The sequence below is a fragment of the Streptomyces laurentii genome, from assembly GCF_040635425.1.
GTDB classification, from domain to species: domain Bacteria; phylum Actinomycetota; class Actinomycetes; order Streptomycetales; family Streptomycetaceae; genus Streptomyces; species Streptomyces laurentii.
In genome coordinates, this window is the sequence record NZ_JBEYHT010000017.1 from 1 (window position 1) to 25,313 (window position 25,313).

Consider the following 25,313-nt stretch of genomic DNA (forward strand, 5'->3'; position numbering starts at 1 on the left):
GGAGCAGATCGGCGAGGCCGTCGCCGCGCTGCACATCGAGGAGCCGCCGGCGGAGTCCTGAGCGGAAACGCGTGAGCCGGGAACGCGCGAGGCGGACTCCTCGGAGTGCCGACCGGCCCTTCCGTGTGGGTACGGGCCGGACGGACGCCCTCCACCCGGGCGTGCAGGGCGAGCAGCGCCGATCCGGGCGGACTGTCCTGGACGCCGCAGAGCCCGGCCGCGTCGAGCGGGCCGGCCCCGCCCGTACGCCGGTCGAGGTGGTGGGCGCGGAGGCGGAAGGCCATGACGTCGTCCCTCGTCGGCTTCACCTGAGACGTCCTCGGGTCGGTGGCGTCTTGTGCGGTCGGGGTGTTCGGTGGTCGGGCTTCGGGGTCTCCCGTACGGATCAGCCAAACACCCCCCGGACGGACGCGCGCCCCGGACGGACCGGCGGGGGTGGGGCGACGCGGGGCGTGGCCTGTATAGGCCCTCATCCGGGTATGTCCCGGAATGCCGACCCGCTCCTCCGCGTGCATTCTGGCCTGAAGCACCGGCGGACGGCTGCGCCCCCAGGCAGGGAGGTACGACGTGAGTACGGATGAGCGGACTCCCGCGCGCACCGGGATCTTCCGTACGAAATCGGTGGAGCAGTCCATCCGTGACACCGAGGAACCCGAGCACGCGCTCAAGAAGTCCCTCTCCGCGTGGGACCTGACCGTGTTCGGTGTCGGCGTCATCATCGGCACCGGCATCTTCGTCCTCACCGGCAAGGTCGCCAAGGAGAACGCGGGCCCCGCCACTTCCCTCGCCTTCGTCGTCGCCGGCATCGTCTGCGCGCTCGCGGCCCTGTGCTACGCGGAGTTCGCGTCGACGGTGCCGGTCGCCGGATCGGCGTACACCTTCGCGTACGCCTCCATCGGCGAACTGCCCGCCTGGATCATCGGCTGGGACCTCGTCCTGGAGTTCGCCCTCGGCACCGCCGTCGTCGCCGTCGGCTGGTCGGGCTACGTCCAGTCGCTCATGGACAACATCGGCTGGCATCTCCCGCTCGTCCTGCAAGGCCCCGACGTGACCGGCGGCACCTTCGACATCCTCGCCTTCCTCCTCGTCCTGGTGCTCACCGGGGTCCTGGTGCTCGGCATGCAGCTGTCCGCGCGCATCACGTCGATCGTCGTCGCCATCAAGGTGGTGGTGGTGCTGATCGTGATCGTCGCGGGGCTGTTCTTCGTCGTGGGCGACAACTACAAGCCCTTCATCCCGCCGGCCAGCGCCCCGCCGGGCGGCGGCTCCGACTGGACCCAGCCGCTGATCCAGCTGATCTCCGGGTACGCGCCGACCAACTTCGGCGTCATGGGCATCTTCACCGCCGCCTCGGTCGTCTTCTTCGCCTTCATCGGCTTCGACGTGGTCGCCACCGCGGCCGAGGAGACCAAACTCCCGCAGCGCGACATGCCCCGCGGCATCCTCGGCTCGCTGCTCATCTGCACCTTCCTGTACGTGGCGGTCGCCCTCGTCGTCACCGGCATGCAGCACTACTCCGAACTGTCGGTCAACGCCCCGCTCGCCGACGCCTTCAAGGCCGTCGGCCACCCGTTCTACGCGGGCGTCATCAGCTTCGGCGCGGCGATCGGCCTGACCACGGTCTGCCTGATCCTGCTGCTCGGCCAGACCCGGGTGTTCTTCGCGATGAGCCGCGACGGCCTGCTGCCGCGCTTCTTCTCGATCACGCACCCGCGCTTCAAGACCCCGTACAGGCCGACCATCCTGCTCGGCGTGATCATCGCGATCGTCGCCGGATTCACCAGCATCAACGAGCTGGCGACCCTGGTGAACATCGGCACGCTCTTCGCCTTCGTCGTGGTCGCCGCGGGCGTGATCGTCCTCCGCCGCACCCGCCCGGACCTCCCCCGCGCCTTCCGCACCCCGTGGGTCCCGTTCCTGCCGATCCTCTCGATCGCCGCCTCCCTGTGGCTGATGCTCAACCTGCCGGGCGAGACCTGGTTCCGCTTCGCGGTCTGGATGGTGATCGGCTTCTTCGTCTACTTCCTCTACGGCCGCCGCCACAGCCGCCTGAACACGGAAGCCCCCTGAACCTGAACCTGAACGTGAACCCGCCGCGCACGCCGGGCGGCCCGGGGGCCTGAGGCTCGTTCGCGCACGGGCCCGGCTCGCGGCTGCGGTACTCGTCAGGTTGCCCCGGCCGGGGACAGGTAGCCGGCCGGGGCGGTCCGCGCCTGTCCGGGGCCGGGACGACGAGTCCGGCCCCGGACAGGTGTGGGGGCCTCGGCCGCGGGGGAATCGAAACGGCCGAGGCGGTCAGTGGGTCACCGTGGCCTCGTGTACGGGCGCGCGGCCATGTCCTGGTACTGGGCGAGGGCCACGAGCGGGTCATGCGCCGGGGCGGCGTGCTCGGCCCGGTGCGCGGCGCAGGCGTAGACGTCCTGGCCGTCGACTACGGCGACGACGACAGTCGGCGCGCCGTTGACGCTGGTGACGGTGTGACAGGTGTGGCAGCGGCGGTCGCGGGGCATGGGCAGGTTCCTTTGGGAGTCATCCGAAGCGTTCGGCCAGCAGGCGGGGCACCGGCCGGGGAGCGGTCTGGCCGCCGAGGGCCGTCTGCCCGCGATGGAGCAGGGCCGCGACCTCGTCCGGCCAGCACAGGGCGCCGGGCGAGTCCATCTCCACGGCCCAGTACGCGCGCCCTTCTGGGATGGTGTGGTCGACGAGCGGCACGCCGAGGTAGGAGTTCGATCCCAGGCATTCCACCTTGTGGAATGCCTTCGGATTCCACAGGCGTCCCATGAGCGCGGGCACGAGGAAGTAGTAGAGGCCGGCGTGGCGGTCCATGACGACCGCGCCATCGTCGAGCCAGTCGGTCAGGAACACGTCAGCCTCGGCGTGGTCCTCGGTTCCGGCTGCCGCCCAAACGAGTTCGCCGGGCACACGCACGGCGGACAGCACACCACCGCATGCCAGGACTGCGATGCCGTACCGGTCCCACTCGGCCTTCGCTTCCCGCGCGTTGGGCGCGGCGCTCAGTAGCCACTGGGCCACGGCCGCTCGTCGCTCCGCCCGACGCACCACAGCCGTACCCACAGCCCGGGCGGCCGGGCGGCGGATTGCGACGGCGGCTGCTGCTTGGTCCTGGGGCTCCTCGCCCATGCTCCGCTCCTGTCCATTCGAGGGACGATTCCGCCGTTCACGGCACAGCCCCTTTGGATGGATCCGATGATGGGCGGACACGGCACTGAGTAAATAGGTCACGCCGTGGCCACGCGTGGCCACGTGGCGGCCATCGTCGAAAGCGGGCCCGATGACCCCTCACGCTGGCAGCGTGAAGCGGAACGACGCGTTGCGAGCAGCTCGGCTACGTCTCGGATGGCGGTCGGCCGAGCGGGCCGCCGAGGCGATCACAGCGCACGGTCAACAATTCCTCGGAGACGCGCATTTCACCGTCTCCGCCCGGACCTGGCGCCGCTGGGAGGGACCGGCCCCGACGTGGCCGTCCGAGGAGACCGCGGTCGTCCTGCGAGATGCCTTCGGCCGGTGGCCTGAGGACCTCGGATTCCCCACACCGCCGGGCTGGATCCGGCCGGAGTACCACGAGGAGGCCGATGTGAGACGCCGTGAGTTCGAGTCCGTGACCGCCGCCGCCCTTATGCCCGGCCCGGCCGCGACGCAGCACGTCGACCCTGCCCTGATCACCTATTTCCAGGAGCAGTTGGAAGGCCACTACCGTGCCGACATGTTCCTCGGCCCGCACGATCTCATCGGGACCGTAAGCGCCCAGTACCAGTTGATCGACAAGCTCACCCGCTCCGCCAAGGACGAGACCCGCCGCGGTCTGCTCCGCATCGGGGCCGCGTATGCCGCACTCGTCGGCTGGCTCTACCAGGACGCCGGTGACCTCGGGGCGGCCGCATTCTGGCGAGGCGTGACCCAGGAGATGGCGATGCGGGCGCGGGACGCGCACCTGATCGGGTACGCGCTGGTGAATCAGGCACAGGTGAGGACCGACCTCGGCGACGGGCACGGGGTGATCGATCTCTGCGAGGTCGCTCTCGACCAGGCCCGGAGGCTTGCCCCGAAGGTACGCATCATGGCCATGCAGCAGCAGGCACACGGCGCCAGCCTCACCGGCGACCGCGCCCTGGTCGATGACCTCATCGACCAGGCCGGGGCGTTGCTCAGCCGTGTGGATGACGACCTGCCATGGGGTAACGCGTGCAGGCGCACCCCCGGCTACCTGGAAGTCCAGCGGGCGACATGCTACGGCCGGCTCGGCCTCGGTGCCGAGGCGGCCGCGCTGTGGACTCAGGTCCTTGCCGCCATTCCGACGACCGCCCGGAGGGACCGTGGGGTGTACATGGCCCGGCAGGCCACGGCGGCGGTTGCCGCGCGGGAGCCGGAACACGCGGTCGAGATCGCGCGGGATGTGGCGGTGATCGTGGGAGAGACCGGTTCGGCCCGGATGCGTCGGGAGCTGACCACCCTGGAGGTGGCGATGAAGCCGTGGCAGGATGCCCCGGTCGGCCGGGAGCTGGCGGAGATCCTGGCGGCGGTGACGGAGGGGTGACGGACGTGGCCGAACTGGTGCCGTTGACCGAGGTGGAGATCGGGGCAGCGCTCGCCGAGGCGCCGGGGTGGCGCCGGGAAGGCGACGAGATCACCCGGTCGTACGCGATCCGCTATCACGGAGGCGTGGCGATGATCGTGCATGTCGCGGATGTGGAGCGGCTGATGGGCCACCATGCGGACATCGACCTGCGGTGGGACCGGCTCAGGTTCGGGATCACGACGCATGACGCGGGATACCGGCTGACAGCGGCGGATTTCGATCTCGCCCGGCGGATCGACGCGATCGCGGCGGCACACGGGGCCGAACCGGTCGACGGCTGACCCCGGAGGCGTTGGCGGGCGGGGTTGCGAACCGGTCCCCGGTGACGGGGGGTGTGCGCGCCGGTGCGAGTGAGGATCTGCACCGCACACAGCTGCCGCGAGACAGGGTGACGGTCGTCGGCGGGCCTGGCTCCCCGAGGAGCGCACCGCCCGTCTCACCCGCTCGGAGTCGTTCAAGGGGCTCGCCCGCCCTGTCGCGCCTCATGCTGGTCGGGACGGTTTGCCCGCCCGCATGAGCCGGAGGCTCGGATGAACCATCCGACAGTGAACGGCGATATCCCCGGCCATCTCCTGAGGGTGAGCGATCTGGCTCCCGAGACCCTGGTGGCCGTCCTGGATCTGGCGGCGGCCATGAAGGAGGAGCCTCTGGGCTGGGCGGACAGTCTGCGGGGGGCGGTGATCGGGTGTGTGTTCGAGAAGCCGTCCACGCGCACCCGGGTCTCCCTGGCCACGGCGGCCCATCGGCTGGGGATGGACGCCCTCGTGCTGAATCGCGCCGATCTGCAGCTGGGTCACGGCGAGACGGTCGCCGACACCACCCGCGTCCTGTCCTCCTTCCTCGACGCCCTCACGATGCGCACCTTCGAGCACAGCGTCGTGGAGGAGATGGCCGCCGTCTCCACGGTTCCTGTCGTCAACGCCCTCTCCAACACCCACCATCCGTGCCAGTCGCTGGCCGACCTCCTGGCGCTCCGCGAACACTTCGGCTCGCTGACGGGGATGCGGACCGCCTTCATCGGTGACGGACAGAGCAACACCTGCAACTCGTTCCTCGCGGCGTGCGCGGCCTCCGGCATGCATCTCGCCATCGCCACCCCTCCCGCGTACGAGACGGACGACGACATCCTCCGCGAGGCCCGCGAGCTGATGGCGCGTACGGGAGGCTCCGTCACGCTCACCACGGAACCGGTCGAGGCGGTGTCCGGGGCGCAGGCTGTCTACGCCGAGGTGTGGGTGTCCATGGACAAGCACGACCAGCCCGACGAGCGTGCCGAACGCGCCGAGCGGCTGGCCCGCTACCGGGTCGACGACGATCTGCTCGATCACGCGGCAAAGGACGTCGTCGCCATGCACTGCCTCCCGGCGGTGAGGGGTGAGGAGATCACCTCGGAGGTACTCGACGGCCCCCGCTCGCTGGCCTGGCGCCAGGCGGCGAACCGGCTGCCGACCGCCCAGGCGGTCCTGCACTCCCTCATCACCACGGCACGCCGGCGTGCCTCCTGAGGGAGCGCGCCGCCGGACCGCCCGGCCACCGGCCGGAGTCACGGCAGTGCCCGTGGCCCCACGCATCGCGCGCCCCACTCCTCCACCCTCCGGCGGAGTTCGCGGTCGGCCGTGACCACCAGGCAGGGGCGGCCGGCGGCGGACCGGGCCAGGTCCGCGATCAGGTCGTCGCCGCTGCCCTGGGCCTCCTCCACGCGTACGCCCGGGACCGAGGCGACGCCCCGGGCCCGGCCCTCCACCACGAGGACGATCTCGTACGGGCCGGGGTACGGGCCGTCCTCCGGACCGCCGTGTGCGGCGAGCCGGTCGCGGAGCCGCTCGGCGGCCCCGCGCCGGTCCTTCCACCAGCCGTCGGGTACCGACCCGACGACGTTGGCGCCGTCCACGACGAGGAGAGGAAGTGTCATGCCCTCAGGATGACAGCGCCGGTCAGCCGCCGGTGGCCGGGGACTTCTTCGCCGAGGCCGGGATGTCGGTGTCCTCGCGGAGGGCCTTCCAGAGCTGGGAGGCGTTCGGCTCGTGGGCGACGACGCGGTTCGGGTCCACCTTGTCGTACGCGACGGGGAGCATGATCGTCTCCATGTTCGCCGGGTCCACGCCGTTCAGACTGCGGGCGTAGTCGCTGAGCGAGGTCAGCGAGGCCAGTTCGGCGTCGGTGGTGAGCGCCTCGGTCGCCGAGTTCGCGATCTTGAACGTCTTGGCGGGGCTGCCGAGCAGGTCCTGCTTCTTCACCTCGGTGAGCAGGGCGGTGAGGAACTTCTGCTGGTTGCCGATACGGCCCAGGTCGCTGCCGTCGCCGACGCCGTAGCGGGTCCGGGCGAAGGCGAGGGACTGGGTGCCGTCCAGGCGCTGCGGGCCCGCGGCCAGCTCCAGACCCGAGTGCTTGTCGTTGATGGGCTTGTCGATGTCGACGGTCACGCCGCCGATGGCGTCGACCAGGCCCTTGAAGCCGGCGAAGTCGATCTCCATGTAGTGGTCGAGCCGGACGCCGGACATCTTCTCGACGGTCTTGACCACGCAGGCCGGACCGTACTGCGCGTACACGGAGTTGAACATGACGCGGTTGGCCCCGGCGGCCTCCGAGCCGTCCCGCCGCTTGCACTCCGGCCGGGTGATCAGGGTGTCACGCGGGATGCTGACGGCGACGGCCTTCGACCGGCCCTCGGGTATGTGCACCACCAGCGCCGTGTCGGAACGGGCTCCGCTGACCGCCGCCTTGTCGAGCGCGGCGTTGTCCCCGGCCCGCGAGTCGGAGCCGAGGACGAGCAGGTTCTGCCCGGAGGTGGGCAGCTTCTCCGGCCGGTCGGTGCCGAGTTCCTTGTCGAGGTCGACGGCCGTGATGTTCGAGTTGAGGCTGGAGTACATCCAGTACAGCCCGCCGCCGGCGGCGAGGAGCAGCACCAGAAGCGTCAGCAGCACGATGCGGCCGGTCCGCCGCTTGCGGACCTTGCCGCCGCCGCGGCGCGCGCCGGGCACGGTGGTGTCGTGGTCGGTCATGGCTGGTCGAATCTCTTCCTTCGGGCGGACATGGTGTGCGGGGCGAGCCGGACGGGCCGCCCTGCCGGTCGAGAGACGTCGGGCTCTCGTGAACACGCGGTGACGCGTGTGACAAACTTCGGGGCGACGGACGGCGGGAGAGGCAGAGGGTGGGCGTGAACCGGGGCAGGAACAAGAACCGGGGCGCGGACTCCGGAGCGGTCACTCACAGCGGCCACACCGATCACGTCGCTTCGGCCGGCCCCTTTGGTTCCGCCGGCCCCTTTGGTTCCGGTGAACCCTCCGGTCACACGGATCCCTCCGGTTCCGCGGGGCTCCTCGCACCCTCCGGCCGCCGCCTGTTCACCGGCGCCGACGGCCGGCTGACGGCGTACGCGGGCAGCGCCGCGGGCCCGGTCCGCTGGACCGAGTCCCCGCGGGGCGGCTTCGAGGGCCCGACGGTGTTCGAGGTGCCGGGCTGGGTCGGGCCGTCGGGCATCGCCGCCGGCAGCGAGGGCTATGTGTACGTCGCCGGGCTGCGGCACGCGCCCGGGGGCGGCACCCCGCACGTGATCCTCAGCACCCAGTACCAGACCGGCCGCCCGCTGGGCGACTGGCGCGACCTGGGCGCGCCCACGGCCGACTCCGCCTCCGGTTCCGACTCCGGCCCTGGCGCCGGCTCCGGCGACGCGATCGTCGCCGGTCCGGTGGTCGTGGTGAACCAGGTGTCCGGCTCGGTCCACGTCCTCGTCTCGCTGCGGTACGGCGGCATCGTGCGGCGCAGCCGTACCGGCGAGGGCCGCTGGGGCCGCTGGAAGAACGTCACCGACCAGCCGTACACCGGCGAGTTCACCGCCCAGATGCCGACCGGCGGCGCGCTCCAGGTCCTGGCCGTGAACGCGGCCGGCGCGCTGGACCGCTGGGTCCTGGTGAAGGGCGGCGGCGCCGAGCTGCGGGATCGTTTCGCCATGGCGGCGACCGACGGCACCGGGACCGCCCTGGAGACCGGCCGGAAGCGCGCCACGTACATCTGGCGCTACCCCGGCGACGACTCCCTGGTCGCCTGGCGCGCCCAGGGCAAGGACACCCCGGGCGGCGTCATGGCGCTCGGCGGCGCGGGCGGCCGCGGCCGGCCCGGCGTCGGCCGCGGCGTCATCGGCGGCTACGACTGCACCGTGCTCGCCCAGGTGGGCGCGCACGGCGGCATCGAGGTCACCGCCTACGTCACCGAGAACGAGGGGTACGGCACCTGGTGGGCGCCCCTGGCCGACACCGGCCAAGGCGGCGGCGCCGGGGACGCGCCGCGCGACCCGCAGGTGGGCACGGACGGGCAGGGCCGGCTGGTCGTCGCCGCGTTCGACCGGGCGGGCGGTCTGCTGCTGGCCCGTCAGGACCGGACGCAGGACGGCCTGGCCTTCGGACCGTGGCATCGTGAGAGCGGGCATGCGCGGTCAGCGGCCGCTCGGCAGCGGTAGCCGCTCGGACACCTCGAGCGCGAGGTGTCCCTCCTGCGTGTAGAACGGCGTCGCGGCCAGTTCGTGGCCGGGCGTCGTCGCCGACGGCGCGAAGACCATCGGCGCCCGGCTGACGACGTCGACCTCGTCGGACCGCTTGCGGCCGAGCCGTACCTCCTGCGTGACGCCCTCGAAGCTCACCGCCAGGCACACGTCCCAGACGCCGGTGCCCAGCGGCCGGCCGTCCGACATCTGGCGCAGGTTGATCCGGGTGGAGAACCGGCCCATCGCCCGGGCCTTGCCCTTGGAGTTCAGCAGCGTCTCGTCCCGGCGGGCGGTGACGGAGAACCGCTCCTCGGCGCCGGTGATCCGGTTCCGCAGCACGACCTTGGTGTTCCGGTCGCGCGTGGAGAGCTGCTCGAAGAACGCGTGCCCGTCGAGGAGCAGCAGCGAACCGTTCCAGCGCAGCCCGGTCAGCAGCTGGTTCACCGTCATCTTGGCGGTGATGTCGAAGACCTCGTCCGGCAGGTTCACCGCCGGGTCCCGGAAGAACGGCAGCTGGGTGTAGACGACGCCGTCCTCGACTTTCTTCCGCGGCGCCGGACGCGTCTTGTCCGCCTCGTACGCGGCCATCTCCTCGGCCTCGGCGTGGTGTCCGGCCGCGAGCAGCGTGTACCGGACCGCCAGCGGACGCGGCAGCAGCGCCAGGGCGCTCGCCGGCACTTGCGCGCGCAGCAGCTCGGCCGCCGCCCACAGGGTCTGCTCCCGCTCGGCGGGCTGGTCGGAGGCGAGCAGCAGCGGGCCGGTCGCCTTGCCGAGGTCGGCCTCCAGGTGCCGGGAGATCAGCAGGTCCAGGCGCGGTCCCGGCGGCACCATCGAGGCCAGCAGCCCGATCATCCGACTGGCCAGCGCCACCCGCTGCGGCAGCGGGACGGACCCGGTCTGCGCCGGGCCCTTGATCACGCACGGCTCGTCGGCGACCACCGCGATGTTGTCGGCGTGGACGAGGGCCGCGGCGGTGAACGCCTGGTCCTCGCCGATCGTCATGTCCGTCGGGAACTCCAGGCCGCGGCGGCGCACCAGGCTCGTACGGAACAGCTTGTCGGGCGTCAGCGACCAGTACACCCGCGACCCGTAGAGGTCCACCGACCCCTGGGTCCGGCGGAACATCGACGTCGCCACGGTGTGCTTGCCGGAACTCTCCAGCTTGCCGAGGACCACGTCGGCCTCGTGCGCGTCGGCCGAGGCGACCATCAGCTCCAGGGCCTTCGGCGCGAGCCGGTCGGCACCGGTCAGGAAGAGCAGGTAGCGGCCGGCGGCCTGGCTCATGCCCCAGTTGCGGGCGTCGGCGGTGGACAGGCCGCGCCGGAACTGGCCGGCCCGCACCAGTCCGGGATGGCGCTGCTCGGCCTCGGCCAGCAGGGAGCCGCCCTCGTCGGTCGAGCCGTCGTCCATCGCGATGATCTCGATGCGGTCGGTGCCGAGGGTCTGGCCCAGCAGCGAGTCGAGGCAGGCCGGCAGCGTCCGGGCGTGGTCCCGGACGTGCAGGACCACGGTGACGTCGCGGAGGTCGCCCGGGTGCACGGGCACGGAGGTGGTCATGGGCCGGCGCCTATCCGTTCTGCGGGGTGACGGGCCCGGGCCACGGCATCGCGCCGGTGAGCTCCGACCACTGCCAGGGCTGGAAGTCGGTGGTGAGCTGGTGCTCGGGGAAGACGCCGGGACGGTCGTCCAGGGCGCCGACGTACACGTTCACCGGCGCGGTGACCTGCCCGCCGTCCGGGGTGGCGACGGTGTACTCGAAGCGGTCGTAGCCGGTGAACCCCGGGCGCGGCTCGTAGCCGATCCGGCCGTCCTGGCCGAGCCCGGCGGTGCCGGACCGCGGCTGGGACACCGACACCGGCCGGCTGCCCGGCGCGAGGGTGGCGAGGGCGCCGAGCGCGTCGGCCATGCCGGGCACGCCGGGGGCGGTGACGATCCGCAGGCCGGGCGCGAACATCGTCCGGATGAGCAGCGAACGGTCGCGCAGCGAGGCCGTACGGACCATCTTGCGCGACTCCCGCCCGGGTACGGCGACCGCGATGTGCGGGCGCAGCCGGGGCTCCTTCTTCTTCGGCTGCTTCACCCGGACGGAGAGGAACCCGACGCCGTTCTGCCCCGGTTCGGCCCGCACCCGGTACCAGCGCTGCTTGGGGAAGTACTCCACGTCCTGGATGGCGAGGATCTCCGCCGCGTCGGCGAAGTACTTCTCCTGGACGTACGCGTAGCCGAAGGGCGCGTTCTCCACGGCGACGGACAGCGCGAGCTGCACCACGTCACCGGGGGCGACGCCGCTGAAGGGCGCGACGGAGCTGTACAGGGCGGCGTGCGTCACGCCGGGGGAGTGCTCTTCGGTGCCGACGGCCCGGCCGGCACACAGCAAGTGGTTCATGGACCGGCCTCACAGATCACGGGCGGGAGTGACACGGGACTTCGTACGGTGCTGGAACGTGGCCTCGTCCAGCCAGCCCATCTCGTCGTACGAGAACGTCCGCCGGTCGAGGTCCTTCACCCAGTGGGCGGGGATCAGTCCCTGGGTCACCAGCGCGCGGGCGGTGAACCTGGCCACCTCGACGGCGCCCTCGGCCCGCAGGTGCACGTTGTCGGCGTCCTGCACGATGGGCATCAGGGGCTCGCCCGGCCGCAGATACGTGAACACGTGCTTGCTGTGCTCGGGGCCGAGTTCCTCCCACCACCGCAGGCTCTGCCCGTACACGTCGACGAGCGGGACGAACTCCTCGTGGGCCAGCTGCCGCATGGCGACCGGGTAGTCGCCGAGGAACCGGCTGACGTTCCCGTGCCGGTCGATGCGGCGCCGCTCGAACGGCATCATCAGGATCGGGTGCGCCTGACGCTCCCGGGCCCCCGTCACGTATGCCCGCAGATGTTCGAGGAAGTCTTCGAACGGCTCGGTGTGGATGCCCGGGTCGGGCTTCCAGTCGATCTGGCCGAAGGCCATGACGAGGTAGTCGCCGGGCTCCATCTCGTCGAGGATCCACTGGAGCCGGCCGCGTTCGCGGAAGCTCTTGGTACTCGCCCGCGCCCGCGAACAGTTGACGACTTCGACGTCGTCGGTGAGGAACAGGCCGAGCGCCTGCCCCCAGCCCATCATCGGCAGATGGCTCGCCGGCCGGGTGACCGTTCCCGAACCGCCGGACAGGAAGATCCTGGTCCGCCGGCCCGGCCGCGCCTCGGCCTCCGTCATGGCCTCGGGATACGTCATGTCCCCTCCCACCCCTTTCACCCCTCCCACGTCTCTCTCCTCCTCCATGACCCGACCGGACCGCCCCACCGGAGCCGGACCCCGACGGGCCCGCGGCTCGGGCCCGGCCCGGCCCGGCCTCAGAGCTCCTGGCTCTCCTGCCGGCTGAGGACCGAGGCGATCGCCCGCTCGAAGCCGGACTGCGCCGCGGCGCCGCCCGTCGGGTCCTGCTGGCGGACGTCGACGACATGGCCGGTCATCCGCGACACCAGGACGTCGAGCGCGCTGCGCGCCACGGTCTCGGAGGACAGCAGGGTCCCGGCCGGCTCCTGCCCGAAGGCCTTCGTCCGCATCGGGGTCGCGGTGCGCTCGGGGTTCACGCAGTTGACGCGGATGCCGTCCTCCGCCCACTCCTCGGCGAGCGCCTGGGTCAGGTTGACCACGGCGGCCTTGGTGGAGGAGTACAGGCTGTACTCGGAGCGGCCGCGGGTGTAGCTGCTGGAGGTGAACAGCAGCAGCTGGCCGTTCGTCTCCGCCAGGTACTTGTAGGAGAAGCGCGCGATGTTCACCGGCGCGAGGTAGTTGACCTCGGTCGCCTCGCGGATGGTCTCGTTGTCGGTGTCGGCGAGCCGGCCGGTGCGCAGCACGCCGGCCGTGTTCACCACGTAGTCGATCCGGCCGGTCTCGGCGTACGCCTTGGCCAGCGCCTCCTCGACGTGTTCCGGGATCTCCACGTGGGTGCCGGTGGTGGAGCGGCCCAGGGCGTAGACGGTCGCCCCGTACTCCTCGGCGAGCCGGGCGATGTCGGCGCCGATGCCGTACGAGCCGCCGAAGACGAGCATCGTGCGGCCGGTGAGGGCCTCCCGGTACGAGTCCTCGGCCGCGGCGGCCGGGGCCGCCGACGAGGCCAGCTGGAACAGCTTGTCGGCGATGAACACGTCGACCGGCTGGGTGACCTTCATGTTGTACTCGTCGCCCATGACCACGTGGACCGGGACGTCGGGCAGGTACTTGATGACGACCGAGCAGTCGTCGGTGGCCTCGAACCGCGGGTCGGCGAGCGCCAGCTCGTACGCCCGGCGGATGGTGCTCAGGTGGAAGCCCTGCGGCGTCTGGCCGCGGCGCAGCCGCGAGCGGTCCGGCACCTCGGTGATGAACTCGCCGTCGTCGCCGTGGGTCCGGGTCACGATGATGGTGTCCGAGGACGGGATCGCCACGTCCACGGCCTGGTAGCGCTCCAGTGCGCGCACGCACTCCTTCACCACGCGCTGCGACAGCAGCGGGCGTACGGCGTCGTGGAAGAGCAGGCTGGCGTCCTGGCCCTCGGGCAGGTTCTCGGTGACGTACCGGATGGCGATGCTGGTGGTCTCGCTGCGGGTCGAGCCGCCGGGCAGCACCCGCGACACCTTGCGCAGGCCGGCCTTGGCGATGATCCGCTCGGCCTCCTCGGTGTGGTCGGCGGCCATGAGGACGAGGATCTCGTCGACGTCGGCGGCGTTCTCGAAGATGCACAGGGTGTGTTCGAGGATCGACTTTCCGGCGATCTTCAGAAGCTGCTTCGGGATCGCGAGCCCGACGCGCTGCCCGGTGCCGCCGGCGAGGACGACGGCGACGGTACGACGGCGGGGGACGGTGCTGGTCACGGTCTCCGGACTCCTGGGTGAGGGGGCGTGGCGGTACGGGAAGGGGTGCCCGGACGGCGTGCGTGCCCGAGCGGGGGCACGCACGTGTGGGGGGCCGGGCGTGGAGGTGAGTCGAGGGCCCGGGCAACGGGGCCCGGGCGGGGGCGAGCCGCTAGACGCGGGCCTGCGCGGGATCGGGTTCCGGATCCGGGTACTCGATCGGGAAGTCCGCCAGGCCGCGGGCGTAGAGGTCGTTCGCCGCCGCGTTGAAGCGGACCACGGACGGCGGGTAGTCCGGGCCGAGCAGGTAGTCCTTCAACTGCTCGCGGTACGCCGCCATGATGTCCTTCTTCGGGTCGAGCATCGCGTCGAGCGCGGCGTCGAGCCCGTCGCAGTCCAGGTCCAGCAGGTACGAGGCGTACGCGGTGCGCTGCTCGTCGCGGAACTGGTGGTCCGGCAGACCCTCCAGGTTGAAGACGGCGTACGGCTTGCGCGTCGCGATGAAGTCCGAGATCACGCTGGACATGTCGCCGATGAGCAGGTCCGAGTGGTTGAAGCAGTCGTTGAGCGCGGGGATCCGGTCGAGCACCACGTGGTGCGCCCCGTCCGGCACGGCGCTCCAGTACAGCTCGCCGGCCTGGTTGCGGTGGCGCCGGATCCGGGCGGTGCGCTCGGCCTCGGAGAGGTCGGGGAACTTGGACCGGACACCGCGCTCGGAGAGTTCGGCGATGAGCTTGTCGATCCGCGCGAGCTTCTTCGCGGCGCTCTTCGACTCCGTCATCCGCTTGCCGAAGCGGCGGGCGTTGTCCGCCTCCAGGAGGGCGATGATGCGCCGGTGCGCGGCGCCGGCGGCGGCCGAGCGCGAACCGGTGAGCGGGTGCGGCTTGTAGATGACGCGCAGCTGCCGCTTGTGCGCGAGCAGCGCCTCGATCAGCTTCTCGCCGGCCGGGATCACCGAGGTGTAGCAGGCGTCGTCCGTCCAGCCCTCCCAGGTCGGCGCGTAGACGACGGTGGGGACGGGCTGGCTGACCTGCCCGGTCCAGCGGTGCAGGGACATCAGCTGCGGACGGCCGACCTCGACGATCTGCTCGGGGCGTACGGCGTGCTTGATGCGCTCGTAGCGGTCGCGGCCGGCCCGGCCGGCCACCCAGATCTCGTCGAAGACCTTGCTGACGCGGTTGCTGCTGGCGGCCTTGTCGCTGTCGCCGTGACCGATGAAGACGTGCTTGACGTCGTGGCGCTGGAGCATGTGCACGTTCTTGCCGGCGTTGCCGGGGTAGAGCGTGACGCGCAGTTCGGGCATCTCGACGCGGGCCAGGTACTCGGCCTTCGGGACGCAGACGACCGGCACGGCGGTGGCGTCCAGGTAGCGCAGGGTGGCCCGCTCGCGCAGTATGATGACCGGCCGCAGGTCCAGCGCCTCCAGCGACTCCAGCCACATGTTGACCTGGTACATGAAGTCCTTGGAGATCGCCGCGAACGTGAAGTACAGGGCGACCTGCGGACGGTACCGGCGCAGCTCCTCGTTGAGGAGGTCGATGGCGTGGTCGGTGTCGGGCAGGATGAGCGCGTTGCGGGCGCCGGGCAGCAGGACGAGCAGCGCCAGGTAGGCGACGGAGACCGACAGGATGCCGCCGTAGGTGACGTAGCGCCAGTTGTCGGTGGCCATGGTGGCGAGCGCGCCGGCGAACAGCGGGATGTCCAGGTGCAGCGTCTTGCGGACGTGCTTGTCCATCAGGAACGGGGACGGCAGGCGCCGGATGCCCAGGACTTCCATGTCCAGGCCGCGGGTCGTGTACGGCAGTTCGGCGCGCTTCTTGCGGACGTGCTTGAGCAGCGCGCCGTACGCGAGCTGGAGCACGAAGAGCAGGAGCAGCCCCACCGCGGTCATCTGGGCCACGAACGAGTCGATGTCCGTCATCGCGCCGCACAGTCCCAGCAGCAGGAACTGGCGGATGATGAAGCGGATGGTCAGACCGAAGCGGGAGTCGCGCAGCCGTTCCAGGGTGGGCGACTGCGCGCTGTGCAGCATCAGGTCCGACAGATAACTGACCGCCGCCGCGAGGGCGAACAACTCGACCGACGGCAGCACGACCGCGGCCATCATGGCGAGGAAGCTCAACACCAGGGCGCTCGAGACGAGGACACCCAGCAAGGCTTGACGACGCTGCTTGTTCATGGCCGTGAGGCCCCTCCTGCCGATTTCAGTGACGCGTTGTCACTCCGCGCCGAAACCGCGCCACGGTGGGGACGTGACCGTCGACTTGTGAAGACGCCATAAAGCGTTCGCAAAGTATAGGCAAGACAGACAGGAGGGCGAGCGTGGGGTGGATGCGAAGTGAGAACCATGCGGCTCGTCGCTGAATAGTTATCGAAACATGGCGGAAGAGTGTCCGGGGCGCGTACAACCCTCGCTCATGGTGGCGGGACGCCTACGAAGCGTTGCCTGCCTTTCGGCCCTTTCCGCCCTTCCGGGGGTCGAAGCCGTAGAGGGCGAGCTTCCGCCGGTCGGTGGTCTTCACCGAGAAACCCATGCACAGCAGCGGTTCAGGGTGGGCGCGGACGGCGATTCCCTCGGGTTCCCGGAAGCGGAGCGAGGGGTCGACGGAAACGAGCTGACGGCCCGCCGGCCGCCCGGTGCGGACATCGAGGGCGGAAATGAAGGTGTTTCCCCCCGAATCACGCGGATTGCGGCCGTCCGCCTTGCTGTAGGGATTCCCGGTGAGCTGGTAGATGTAATCGCCGTGGAGGGTGCAGCCCTGGAATGTCGCCTTCTCCAGGTAAGCGGCTCCGTCGATCCGCCACAACGGCGTCTCGTCGCCCGCGAGGACGTCCCGCAGCCGGTGCACGGAATAGCCGTGCGCCTTTCCGTCGGCGTCCAGATAACCGACGAGCAGACGGCCCGTGGTCGGGTCGACCGCCGGATGGACCCGGAGGCTGCCCCGGGGCGCGAGGAACCGGGGGCGCACCGAGCGGTCGGCGTCGTCGAGTACCGCCCCGTCCTCGAAGGGCACCCGGGTGACGGCCTGTCCGTACGCGGTCTTCCCCCGCGCCCGGGACTCGACCCACAGCCACACCGTCCGGCCCGCGGCCTGCACCCCCATCGAGACGCCGTGCCCGAAGCCCCGCAGATACATCCGGCCCAGCTGCTCGCCGGAGCCGGAGAAACGGGTGACGCACAGGTCCCCGGCGCGCTTGCGCTCCGCCGCGTCCACCGGGGCCTTCTCGCCGCGCAGCCGCAGTCCGCCCTGGGCCTGCTGCACCACGTACACGTCACCGGTGGTGTCGTCGAACGCGAGCGACTGCGGACCGGTGGTGTCGTTCAGCGCGGTCGGCCGCCACAGCCGGGTGGGCCGGGCGATGTCGAACGAGCCCGCGATCGCGGGCCCCGCCGGGGCGTTCGCGTCCTTCGTGGTCTCGTCGTCCGCCCACAGCGCCAGCCCCGCCAGACCGCCCACCGCCAACGAGGCCGCCCCCGCGACGAGGAGGGTGCGGCGGGTGGAGCCGGAACCGGGGTGCGCCATGGTGCGGGGCCGTTCTGTCGAGGACAAGACGCGCCATTCTGGCATCTTCGCTCGAATCCCGAACGAGAGGCCGGGGCTGCGCGCGGGGGACACCAGGGGAGACGCGCCCGGACACACGAACGGGTGCCCGCCCCTCACGAGGTGAGGGACGGACACCCGAAGGCTGTGCGGCGGCCTGCTTACGCGGGAACGCTCGCCACGCCCTGCGCCAGGAAGCGCTTGCCGTTGACGCGTTCGGAGACACCCTCGCGGTCCAGGTACGGCGTGATGCCGCCCAGGTGGAAGGGCCAGCCGGCGCCCGTGATCAGGCACAGGTCGATGTCCTGCGCCTCGGCGACGACACCCTCGTCCAGCATCAGGCCGATCTCCTGCGCCACCGCGTCCAGGACGCGGTCGCGGACCTGCTCCTCCGTCAGGACGCTGTCGCCCTGCTTGAGGAGCGCGGCGACCTCGGGGTCCAGCTCCGGCTTGAAGCCGTTCTCCGGCTTGTAGACGTAGAAGCCGCGCTTGCCGGCCTCGACGACCGCCTTCAGGTTGGGGGAGACCTTGAAGCGCTCCGGGAAGGCGCGGTTCAGGGTCTCGGAGACGTGCAGACCGATCGCCGGGCCGACCAGCTCCAGGAGCACCAGCGGGGACATCGGCAGACCCAGCGGCTCGACCGCCTTCTCCGCCACGGCCACCGGGGTGCCCTCGTCGATGACGTTCTGGATCTCGCCCATGAAGCGGGTCAGGATGCGGTTCACGACGAACGCCGGGGCGTCCTTCGTCAGGACCGCGGTCTTCTTCAGCTTCCGGGCGACACCGAACGCGGTGGCCAGGGAGGCGTCGTCGGTCTGCTCGCCGCGCACGATCTCCAGGAGCGGGAGGATCGCGACCGGGTTGAAGAAGTGGAAGCCGACGACCCGCTCGGGGTGCTTCAGCTTCGACGCCATCTCGCTGACGGACAGCGAGGAGGTGTTGGTGGCGAGGATCGCGTGCGCCGGGGCGACGGCCTCGACCTCCGCGAACACCGTCTGCTTGACGGACATCTCCTCGAACACGGCCTCGATGATGAAGTCCGCGTCCGCGAAGCCCTCGGCCTTGTCGAGCACACCGGAGACCAGGCCCTTGAGACGGTTGGCCTTGTCCTGGTTGATGCGGCCCTTGCCGAGCAGCTTCTCGATCTCGCCGTGTACGTAGCCCACGCCCTTGTCGACGCGCTCCTGGTCGATGTCGGTCAGGACGACCGGCACCTCGAGGCGGCGCAGGAAGAGCAGGGCGAGCTGGGAGGCCATCAGACCGGCGCCGACGACACCGACCTTGGTGACCGGGCGGGCCAGCGACTTGTCCGGCGCGCCGGCCGGGCGCTTGGCGCGCTTCTGCACCAGGTTGAAGGCGTAGATGCCGGAGCGGAGCTCGCCGCCCATGATCAGGTCCGCGAGGGCCTGGTCCTCGGCGTCGAAGCCCTTCTGCAGGTCGCCGTCCTTGGCGGCCTCCATGATGGCGAGCGCGCGGTAGGCCGCGGGGGCGGCGCCGTGCACCTTGGAGTCGGCGATCGCGCGGCCCTTGGCGACGGCCGCGTCCCAGCCCTCGCCGCGGTCGATCTCCGGGCGCTCCACGGTGATCTCGCCCTTGAGGACCTGCGCGGTCCACACCAGCGAGCGCTCCAGGAAGTCCGCGCCCTCGAACATCGCGTCGGCGATGCCGAGCTCGAAGACCTGCTTGCCCTTGAGCTGGCGGTTCTGGTTGAGCGAGTTCTCGATGACGACCGAGACGGCCTTCTCCGGGCCGATCAGGTTCGGCAGGAGCGTGCAGCCGCCCCAGCCGGGCACCAGGCCGAGGAAGACCTCGGGCAGCGAGAAGGCCGGCAGGGCCTTGGAGACGGTGCGGTACGTGCAGTGCAGACCGACCTCGACGCCGCCGCCCATGGCCGCGCCGTTGTAGTACGCGAAGGTCGGCACGGCCAGCGCGGACAGACGCTTGAAGACGTCGTGGCCGCCCTTGCCGATGGCGAGAGCGTCGGAGTGCCGCTTGAGCAGCTCGACGCCCTTGAGGTCGGCGCCGACGGCGAAGATGAACGGCTTGCCGGTGATGCCGACGCCGACGATCTCACCGTTCGCGGCCTCGGCCTCGACCTGGTCGATCGCCTTGTTCAGGTTGCCGAGGGACTGCGGGCCGAAGGTGGTCGGCTTGGTGTGGTCGAAACCGTTGTCCAGCGTGATCAGCGCGAACCGGCCCCCCGCGGCGGAGCCGCTATCGGACCCGGTCGCGGGGAGTTCGAAGTGCCGTACGTGGGCGGACGTGACGACCTCGTCCGGGAAGAGCTCGGCGGCGCCCTTCAGAAGCTCAGTGGTGGTGCTCACTTGCTGCCTCCGGCGTCCTTGTGGTTCGGGTTCTCCCAGATGACCGTGGCGCCCATGCCGAAGCCGACGCACATGGTGGTGAGGCCGTAACGGACCTCGGGCTGCTCCTCGAACTGGCGGGCCAGCTGCGTCATCAGACGGACGCCGGAGGAGGCGAGCGGGTGACCGTACGCGATCGCGCCGCCGTACTGGTTGACGCGGGTGTCGTCGTCGGCGATGCCGTAGTTCTCCAGGAACGCGAGGACCTGGACCGCGAAGGCCTCGTTGATCTCGAAGAGACCGATGTCCGAGATGGACAGACCGGCCTTGGCCAGCGCCTTCTCGGTGGCCGGGATCGGGCCGTAGCCCATGACCTCGGGCTCGACGCCGGCGAAGGCGTACGAGACGAGGCGCATCTTCACCGGGAGGTTGTTCTCCCGGGCGAAGTCCTCGGAGGCGATGATCGAGGCGGTGGCGCCGTCGTTGAGGCCGGCCGCGTTGCCCGCGGTGACGTTGCCGTGGACGCGGAACGGCGTCTTCAGGCCCGCCAGGCTCTCCATCGTGGTGCCCGGGCGCATCGGCTCGTCGGCGGTGACCAGACCGAAGCCCGTCTCACCGGCCTCCGGGGAGGTGCGGCGCACCGAGATCGGCACCAGGTCCTGCTGGATCTTGCCGTCGGCGTACGCCTTGGCGGCCTTCTCCTGCGAGCGCACCGCGTAGGCGTCGGCGCGCTCCTTGGTGATGCTCGGGTAGCGGTCGTGCAGGTTCTCGGCGGTCATGCCCATGAACAGGGCGGACTCGTCGACGAGCTTCTCCGACACGAAGCGCGGGTTCGGGTCGACGCCCTCGCCCATGGGGTGACGGCCCATGTGCTCGACACCACCGGCGATGACGGCGTCGTACGCGCCGAAGGCGATCGAACCGGCCGTCGTCGTGACGGCGGTCAGCGCGCCGGCGCACATGCGGTCGATGGAGTAGCCGGGCACGGACTGCGGCAGACCGGCCAGGATGCCGGCGGTGCGGCCGAGGGTCAGGCCCTGGTCACCGATCTGCGTGGTCGCGGCGATGGCGACCTCGTCGATCTTGGCGGGGTCGAGACCGGGGTTGCGGCGCAGCAGCTCCCGGATGGCCTTGACGACGAGGTCGTCGGCGCGGGTCTCGTGGTAGATGCCCTTCGGGCCCGCCTTGCCGAACGGGGTACGGACGCCGTCGACGAAGACGACGTCCCTGACGGTACGAGGCACGATGGCTCTCCTCCAGGGTGCGGGATGGCACTGCAGCTGCGGGCGCGCGGCCCGGACACGCGCCTAAGCGCGCGCTTGCTCCCCCCATGCTACTTACGAGTAACCAAGCTGCCCACCCCCGGGGCCGGGAGCGGCGAAGGTCACACCGCGCTCCGGCACCGGAAGCCGGCCGTCCATCATGGCGGCCATCGGGCCGCAGGAGCGGACGACGTCCCGGAAGAAGGCGGTACGGGAGACCCCGAGCGCGCGCAGCGCCGGACCGTGGTCGTACGCGACGACCAGCGCGGCCCCGGCCACGAGCCCCCGCCAGACGGCGGTCGTCCCGCGCCGCGCCGGGAGCGGACGGCGGCCGAGATCCGCGCGCAGCCGCCGGCAGTGGAAGGGCACATGCCGCTCCTCGTCCGCCAGAATCCTTCCCGCGACCTCCGCGGTCAGCGGATCGTCCGTACCGTCGCGCAGCGCCCGGTAGTACCGCAGCGCCACCACCTCCGCGACCATCAGCACCAGCACCTCCGTCCGCAGTCCGAGCGTCCGCCGCAGCCGGACGAACACGGTGTCCGTCCAGTGCCCGTCCAGCGTCCCGGCCCCGGCCGCCGACAGCAGCAGTGCCAGCATGCGCGCGTGATTGCGCTCCTCGGCGACGAACAGGGCCGCCGCCTCGCCGTACCCGGGTATCCCGGCCCGCCGGGCCTTGGCCAGCAGCTGCGCGCCGTCGCCGCCCTCGCCGACCTCGAAGCGCTGGATACTGCGCACCAGGGCCGCGGGCAGCCGGGAGCCCTGCTCCCAGGACGGATCGCCGAGTGTGTCGCGGCGCCGCCGCTCGGTGTGGAAAGCGGCGACCCAGTCCGCGTAGTCCTCGCGGTCGTCGTGTGCCGAGTGTGCCGGGTGTGCCGGGTGGGCCTGATGCGTGAGCCTGTTTTTGAGCATGTTCGAAAACTAGGCGGCGCGAGGAGCGGCCCCTAGAGATCCGGATCAGCGGTGACAGAACCGGGACATGAACCGGGGGAGCGGGGACACCTGCGTCCGCCTATGCGGGGATACGTGCCTCCGTGACGTGCCCGCGCGGATACGGCGGAGGCCCCCGGCGCCGGAGCGTCAGGGGCCTCGTGTGGTTCCGCCGTGTCCTCAGCCCGCCAGAGCGGCCGCGAGGAGCGGGGTCACCAGGTGGATCTGCCAGGGACGGGCGCCGTGCCCGGCCAGGGCGGCGGCGATGGTGTCCGGATCGGCCGGGGCGGGCGGCTCCCAGCACACCCGGCGGACCGTGTCCGGGGTGATCAGGTTCTCCGGCGGCAGGTGCAGCTGCTCGGCGAGGGCCGAGACCGCCGCGCGGGCCGCGGACAGCCGGGCCGCCGCGGCGGGGTCCTTGTCCGCCCAGGCCCGCGGCGGGGGCGGACCCGCCAGCGCCTGGCCGGGCTGCGGAAGCTCCACCTCGGGCAGCGCCTTGGCCCGGTCCACGGCCGCCTGCCACTGCTCCAGCTGGCGCCGGCTCATCCGCTGCCCGAAGCCGGGCAGCGAACCCAGGGCGTTCGCGTTCGGCGGCAGCGCCAGGGCGGCCTCGACGATCGCCGCGTCGCTCAGCACCTTGCCGGGGGAGACGTCGCGCCGCTGGGCCACCTTGTCGCGGGCCGTCCACAGCTCCCGTACGACCGCCATCTGCCGGCGCCGGCGTACCTTGTGCATGCCGGACGTACGGCGCCACGGGTCCTTGCGGGGCGGGGCGGGCGGGGCGGACGCGATGGCGCTGAACTCCTCCAGCGCCCAGCCCAGCTTGCCCTGCCGGTCCAGCTCCCGCTCCAGCTGGTCGCGCAGGTCGACGAGCAGCTCGACGTCGAGCGCCGCGTAGCGCAGCCAGGGGTCGGGCAGCGGGCGGGTGGACCAGTCGACGGCGGAGTGGCCCTTCTCCAGGGCGTACCCGAGGACGGACTCGACCATCGCGCCGAGGCCGACCCGGGGGAAGCCGGCGAGCCGGCCGGCCAGCTCGGTGTCGAAGAGCCGCGAGGGCCGCATGCCTATGTCGCGCAGACACGGCAGGTCCTGGGTCGCGGCGTGCAGGATCCACTCGGTGCCGGTCAGCGCCTCGCCGAGACCGGAGAGGTCCGGGCAGCCCACCGGGTCGATCAGCGCGGTGCCCGCGCCTTCGCGGCGGATCTGGACGAGATAGGCCCGCTGCCCGTAGCGGTATCCGGAGGCCCGCTCGGCGTCGACGGCGACCGGGCCGCGACCGCCGGCGAAGGCCGCGATCACGTCGGCGAGGGCGTCCTCGCCGGCGACGACGGGCGGGATGCCCTCGCGGGGTTCGAGCAGGGGGGTCGGCAGCCCGTGCGCAGGGACTTCGTCGTCCGAGGGGGCGCCCCCGGTGGTTCGTAGTGCGGTGTCACTCGCGGTGTCTTGGGCTTCGGTCACCTGTCAAGGGTATCCGTCCATGGCAAGCGCCCATCGAGGGAACGGTCCCGTTCGGCCCGGGCCGACCGGGCAGAGGGAACGTTCCGTCGACGGGCGCTCGACGTTCTTCACCTGCTGACGCGCAGGGTGGGGCGGGGGTACGCGCTCAGTGGATGATCCCGGTGCGCAGGGCGACCGCGACCATGCCGGCCCGGTCGCCGGTGCCCAGCTTGCGGGCGATCCGGGCCAGGTGGGACTTGACGGTCAGGGCCGACAGGCCCATGGACACGCCGATGGCCTTGTTGGACTGGCCCTCGGCCACCAGCCGCAGCACCTCGACCTCACGGCCGGAGAGCTCGCGGTAGCCGCCCGGGTGGCTCGGGGCACCCGGGGGGCGGCGGTGGCCGAGGCGGGCGGCCGCGGAGCCGATGGGGGCGGCGCCGGGGCGGGTGGGGTGCCCGATGTTCGTGCGCGTACCGGTGACGACGTATCCCTTGACCCCGCCCGCCAGCGCGTTGCGCACGGCGCCGATGTCGTCGGCGGCCGAGAGGGCGAGGCCGTTGGGCCAGCCCGCGGCGCGGGTCTCGGACAGCAGGGTCAGCCCGCTGCCGTCGGGGAGGTGGACGTCGGCGACGCAGATGTCGCGTGGGTTGCCGACGCGGGGACGCGCCTCCGCGATGGATGACGCCTCGATGACGTCGCGTACACCGAGCGCCCACAGATGACGGGTGACGGTGGAACGGACGCGTGGGTCGGCCACGACGACCATGGCCGTCGGCTTGTTCGGGCGGTAGGCGACCAGGCTTGCGGGCTGCTCGAGGAGAACGGACACCAAACCTCCTGGGGGGAAGGTGCGGGACGGGAGCCGGCTCGGGGAAGAAGCCGGGGGGCGGACCCGACTGTGAAGGGGTCATTGACTCCTTCGGCAGCCGGACGGCCCGCCTTTAGGGAAAGATCACGATTTGGTGAGCGACAAGGGGGGCAAATCGGACGCGCGATCGATCATCGTACGAGCCTCATGCCGTTCTGCGGCCCACCCTCGCTCGAAAGTGTCCGAAAAGCATCGCTCGGGCGTGTCGCCGCCCGGGCGTGTCGCGCCCCCGCGCCCCGCGTCTCCCGAACCCGGTGTGTCCCCCCGGTCCCCTCTGTCCCTCTGCCCCCGTGCCGCCGTGTGCTTGCGTCCCCTGGCTACGGCTGCTGCGGGCCCCGCCGCTGCGGCAGCGAGACGACCCCGGCGCCGGACGTGGTCCCCGCCCCCGGCCCCTTCGGCGGCTCCGGCGACGACGGCGGAAGCCCCGCGACCTGGCACAGCAGATCGCACCAGGCCTCCAGATGCGCCCCGGTGTCCGGCACCCCGCCCTGCCCCTCCCGCGGCGTCCACGACGCCCGGATCTCGATCTGCGTCGCCGGCGCGCGCTCCGCGAGCCCCCCGAAATAGTGCGAGCCCGCCATCGTGACGGTGCCGCTCGCCTCCTCGTACGCGAGGCCGCGCGCCTCGAACGCCCCGGTCAGCCAGGACCAGCACACCTCCGGCAGCAGCGGGTCCGCCGCCATCTCCGGCTCCAGCTCCGCCCGCACCAGGGTGACCAGCCGGAACGTCCCCTTCCAGGCGTCGTGCCCGGCCGGGTCGTGCAGCAGCACGAGACGCCCGTCCGCGAGGTCCTCGTCGCCGTCGACGACCACCGCCTCCAGCGCGTACGCGTGCGGGGCGAGCCGCTGCGGCGGCCGGGTCGGCTCGGCCTCGATCTCCGGCCGCAGCCGCACCGCGCGCAGCCCCTCGACCGCCCGCCGGAACGCGGGCGGCACCGCGTCGGCCTCCGTGGCACTCACCTTGTCGTCACCCGCCGTCTTCCCCGTCCCCGTCTCTGTCCCTCGAATGCCGTCGGAATGATCGGAAGAATGTCCCTGAGCCGCAGCCATGCGGGGAAGAGTAGGCGGAACGGGGCC

General features: G+C 71.6%; 21 protein-coding genes. 5 read left to right on the forward strand and 16 right to left on the reverse strand.

All coding sequences use genetic code 11. The annotated features are described in order from the left end of the window. Positions 1-567: 567 nt before the first annotated feature. The gene (locus ABZ693_RS13470) at positions 568-2,070 is read left to right on the forward strand and encodes an amino acid permease (RefSeq protein WP_359876023.1); all 1,503 of its coding nucleotides are present in this window, start codon (positions 568-570) and stop codon (positions 2,068-2,070) included. Between the two features lie 233 nt (positions 2,071-2,303). Here the strand turns inward: ABZ693_RS13470 and ABZ693_RS13475 are convergent, their stop codons facing one another. Both ABZ693_RS13475 and ABZ693_RS13480 read right to left on the reverse strand, forming a co-directional pair. After that, positions 2,304-2,510, reverse strand: a complete 207-nt coding sequence (locus ABZ693_RS13475; RefSeq protein WP_359876025.1) for a hypothetical protein — start codon at positions 2,508-2,510, stop codon at positions 2,304-2,306. 19 nt (positions 2,511-2,529) lie between these two features. Further along, positions 2,530-3,141, reverse strand: coding sequence for a hypothetical protein (locus ABZ693_RS13480; protein WP_359876027.1), 612 nt, complete (start codon positions 3,139-3,141; stop codon positions 2,530-2,532). Between the two features lie 151 nt (positions 3,142-3,292). Here ABZ693_RS13480 and ABZ693_RS13485 point away from each other — a divergent pair, with 151 nt between their 5' ends. From ABZ693_RS13485 to argF, 3 genes are all read left to right on the forward strand, one after another. After that, a complete protein-coding gene (locus ABZ693_RS13485; protein ID WP_494485949.1) occupies positions 3,293-4,555 on the forward strand; it encodes an NsdA family TPR-like regulatory protein in 1,263 nt (420 codons plus the stop codon). 5 nt (positions 4,556-4,560) lie between these two features. Next, positions 4,561-4,878, forward strand: coding sequence for a 4a-hydroxytetrahydrobiopterin dehydratase (locus ABZ693_RS13490; RefSeq protein WP_359876030.1), 318 nt, complete (start codon positions 4,561-4,563; stop codon positions 4,876-4,878). Between the two features lie 249 nt (positions 4,879-5,127). Further along, positions 5,128-6,102, forward strand: coding sequence for an ornithine carbamoyltransferase (gene argF, locus ABZ693_RS13495; protein ID WP_359876032.1), 975 nt, complete (start codon positions 5,128-5,130; stop codon positions 6,100-6,102). A 38-nt stretch (positions 6,103-6,140) separates the two neighbouring features. Here the strand turns inward: argF and ABZ693_RS13500 are convergent, their stop codons facing one another. Next, entirely contained in the window at positions 6,141-6,509 is a 369-nt protein-coding gene (locus tag ABZ693_RS13500; protein ID WP_359876034.1) for a PIN domain-containing protein, read from the reverse strand. A gap of 22 nt (positions 6,510-6,531) precedes the next feature. Continuing rightward, a complete protein-coding gene (locus tag ABZ693_RS13505) occupies positions 6,532-7,599 on the reverse strand; it encodes an LCP family protein (protein WP_359876036.1) in 1,068 nt (355 codons plus the stop codon). A gap of 155 nt (positions 7,600-7,754) precedes the next feature. On the opposite strand from ABZ693_RS13505, the gene ABZ693_RS13510 reads away from it, so the two are divergent. Beyond that, positions 7,755-9,053: a hypothetical protein gene (locus ABZ693_RS13510; protein ID WP_359876038.1), complete on the forward strand. Its 1,299-nt coding sequence runs from the start codon at positions 7,755-7,757 to the stop codon at positions 9,051-9,053. Here the strand turns inward: ABZ693_RS13510 and ABZ693_RS13515 are convergent. The 12 genes from ABZ693_RS13515 to ABZ693_RS13570 form a co-directional block, all read right to left on the reverse strand. Further along, positions 9,030-10,634, reverse strand: coding sequence for a glycosyltransferase family 2 protein (locus tag ABZ693_RS13515; protein ID WP_359876040.1), 1,605 nt, complete (start codon positions 10,632-10,634; stop codon positions 9,030-9,032). The two genes, ABZ693_RS13510 and ABZ693_RS13515, sit on opposite strands and share 24 nt — an antisense overlap. A gap of 10 nt (positions 10,635-10,644) precedes the next feature. Further along, the gene (locus ABZ693_RS13520) at positions 10,645-11,463 is read right to left on the reverse strand and encodes an Ig-like domain-containing protein (RefSeq protein WP_359876042.1); all 819 of its coding nucleotides are present in this window, start codon (positions 11,461-11,463) and stop codon (positions 10,645-10,647) included. Between the two features lie 9 nt (positions 11,464-11,472). Continuing rightward, complete coding sequence (locus ABZ693_RS13525) at positions 11,473-12,294, reverse strand: rhamnogalacturonan acetylesterase (protein WP_359876044.1); 822 nt, start codon at positions 12,292-12,294, stop codon at positions 11,473-11,475. 119 nt (positions 12,295-12,413) lie between these two features. Continuing rightward, a complete protein-coding gene (locus tag ABZ693_RS13530; RefSeq protein WP_359876045.1) occupies positions 12,414-13,916 on the reverse strand; it encodes an SDR family NAD(P)-dependent oxidoreductase in 1,503 nt (500 codons plus the stop codon). 151 nt (positions 13,917-14,067) lie between these two features. Continuing rightward, positions 14,068-16,074: a hypothetical protein gene (locus tag ABZ693_RS13535; protein ID WP_359876047.1), complete on the reverse strand. Its 2,007-nt coding sequence runs from the start codon at positions 16,072-16,074 to the stop codon at positions 14,068-14,070. Between the two features lie 253 nt (positions 16,075-16,327). After that, positions 16,328-17,446 (reverse strand): phage baseplate protein, encoded by a 1,119-nt coding sequence (locus ABZ693_RS13540; protein ID WP_359876048.1) that lies wholly within the window; start codon positions 17,444-17,446, stop codon positions 16,328-16,330. 152 nt (positions 17,447-17,598) lie between these two features. Beyond that, complete coding sequence (locus ABZ693_RS13545; protein ID WP_359876049.1) at positions 17,599-19,761, reverse strand: 3-hydroxyacyl-CoA dehydrogenase NAD-binding domain-containing protein; 2,163 nt, start codon at positions 19,759-19,761, stop codon at positions 17,599-17,601. Then, positions 19,758-20,984 carry a thiolase family protein gene (locus tag ABZ693_RS13550; protein ID WP_359876051.1) on the reverse strand — a complete coding sequence of 409 codons (1,227 nt, stop codon included), beginning with the start codon at positions 20,982-20,984 and terminating at the stop codon, positions 19,758-19,760. The genes ABZ693_RS13545 and ABZ693_RS13550 overlap by 4 nt, the downstream gene beginning before the upstream one ends. Positions 20,985-21,077: 93 nt before the next feature. Then, positions 21,078-21,911 (reverse strand): ferritin-like domain-containing protein, encoded by an 834-nt coding sequence (locus ABZ693_RS13555; RefSeq protein ID WP_359876053.1) that lies wholly within the window; start codon positions 21,909-21,911, stop codon positions 21,078-21,080. Positions 21,912-22,109: 198 nt separating this feature from the next. After that, positions 22,110-23,387 carry a ribonuclease D gene (locus ABZ693_RS13560; protein ID WP_359876054.1) on the reverse strand — a complete coding sequence of 426 codons (1,278 nt, stop codon included), beginning with the start codon at positions 23,385-23,387 and terminating at the stop codon, positions 22,110-22,112. Positions 23,388-23,532: 145 nt separating this feature from the next. Continuing rightward, entirely contained in the window at positions 23,533-24,198 is a 666-nt protein-coding gene (locus tag ABZ693_RS13565; RefSeq protein ID WP_017242457.1) for a response regulator transcription factor, read from the reverse strand. A gap of 356 nt (positions 24,199-24,554) precedes the next feature. Continuing rightward, complete coding sequence (locus tag ABZ693_RS13570; protein WP_359876056.1) at positions 24,555-25,286, reverse strand: DUF3000 domain-containing protein; 732 nt, start codon at positions 25,284-25,286, stop codon at positions 24,555-24,557. Positions 25,287-25,313: the final 27 nt, after the last annotated feature.

What these genes read in the sequence shown, in the direction of transcription:
- ABZ693_RS13475 (WP_359876025.1), bottom strand. Translation starts at nt 2,510, where the DNA reads ATGCCCCGCGACCGCCGCTGCCACACCTGTCACACCGTCACCAGCGTC.
- ABZ693_RS13480 (WP_359876027.1), bottom strand. Translation starts at nt 3,141, where the DNA reads ATGGGCGAGGAGCCCCAGGACCAAGCAGCAGCCGCCGTCGCAATCCGC.
- ABZ693_RS13485 (WP_494485949.1), top strand. Translation starts at nt 3,293, where the DNA reads ATGACCCCTCACGCTGGCAGCGTGAAGCGGAACGACGCGTTGCGAGCA.
- argF (WP_359876032.1), top strand. Translation starts at nt 5,128, where the DNA reads ATGAACCATCCGACAGTGAACGGCGATATCCCCGGCCATCTCCTGAGG.
- ABZ693_RS13500 (WP_359876034.1), bottom strand. Translation starts at nt 6,509, where the DNA reads ATGACACTTCCTCTCCTCGTCGTGGACGGCGCCAACGTCGTCGGGTCG.
- ABZ693_RS13505 (WP_359876036.1), bottom strand. Translation starts at nt 7,599, where the DNA reads ATGACCGACCACGACACCACCGTGCCCGGCGCGCGCCGCGGCGGCGGC.
- ABZ693_RS13515 (WP_359876040.1), bottom strand. Translation starts at nt 10,634, where the DNA reads ATGACCACCTCCGTGCCCGTGCACCCGGGCGACCTCCGCGACGTCACC.
- ABZ693_RS13520 (WP_359876042.1), bottom strand. Translation starts at nt 11,463, where the DNA reads ATGAACCACTTGCTGTGTGCCGGCCGGGCCGTCGGCACCGAAGAGCAC.
- ABZ693_RS13525 (WP_359876044.1), bottom strand. Translation starts at nt 12,294, where the DNA reads ATGACGTATCCCGAGGCCATGACGGAGGCCGAGGCGCGGCCGGGCCGG.
- ABZ693_RS13535 (WP_359876047.1), bottom strand. Translation starts at nt 16,074, where the DNA reads ATGAACAAGCAGCGTCGTCAAGCCTTGCTGGGTGTCCTCGTCTCGAGC.
- ABZ693_RS13555 (WP_359876053.1), bottom strand. Translation starts at nt 21,911, where the DNA reads ATGCTCAAAAACAGGCTCACGCATCAGGCCCACCCGGCACACCCGGCA.
- ABZ693_RS13570 (WP_359876056.1), bottom strand. Translation starts at nt 25,286, where the DNA reads ATGGCTGCGGCTCAGGGACATTCTTCCGATCATTCCGACGGCATTCGA.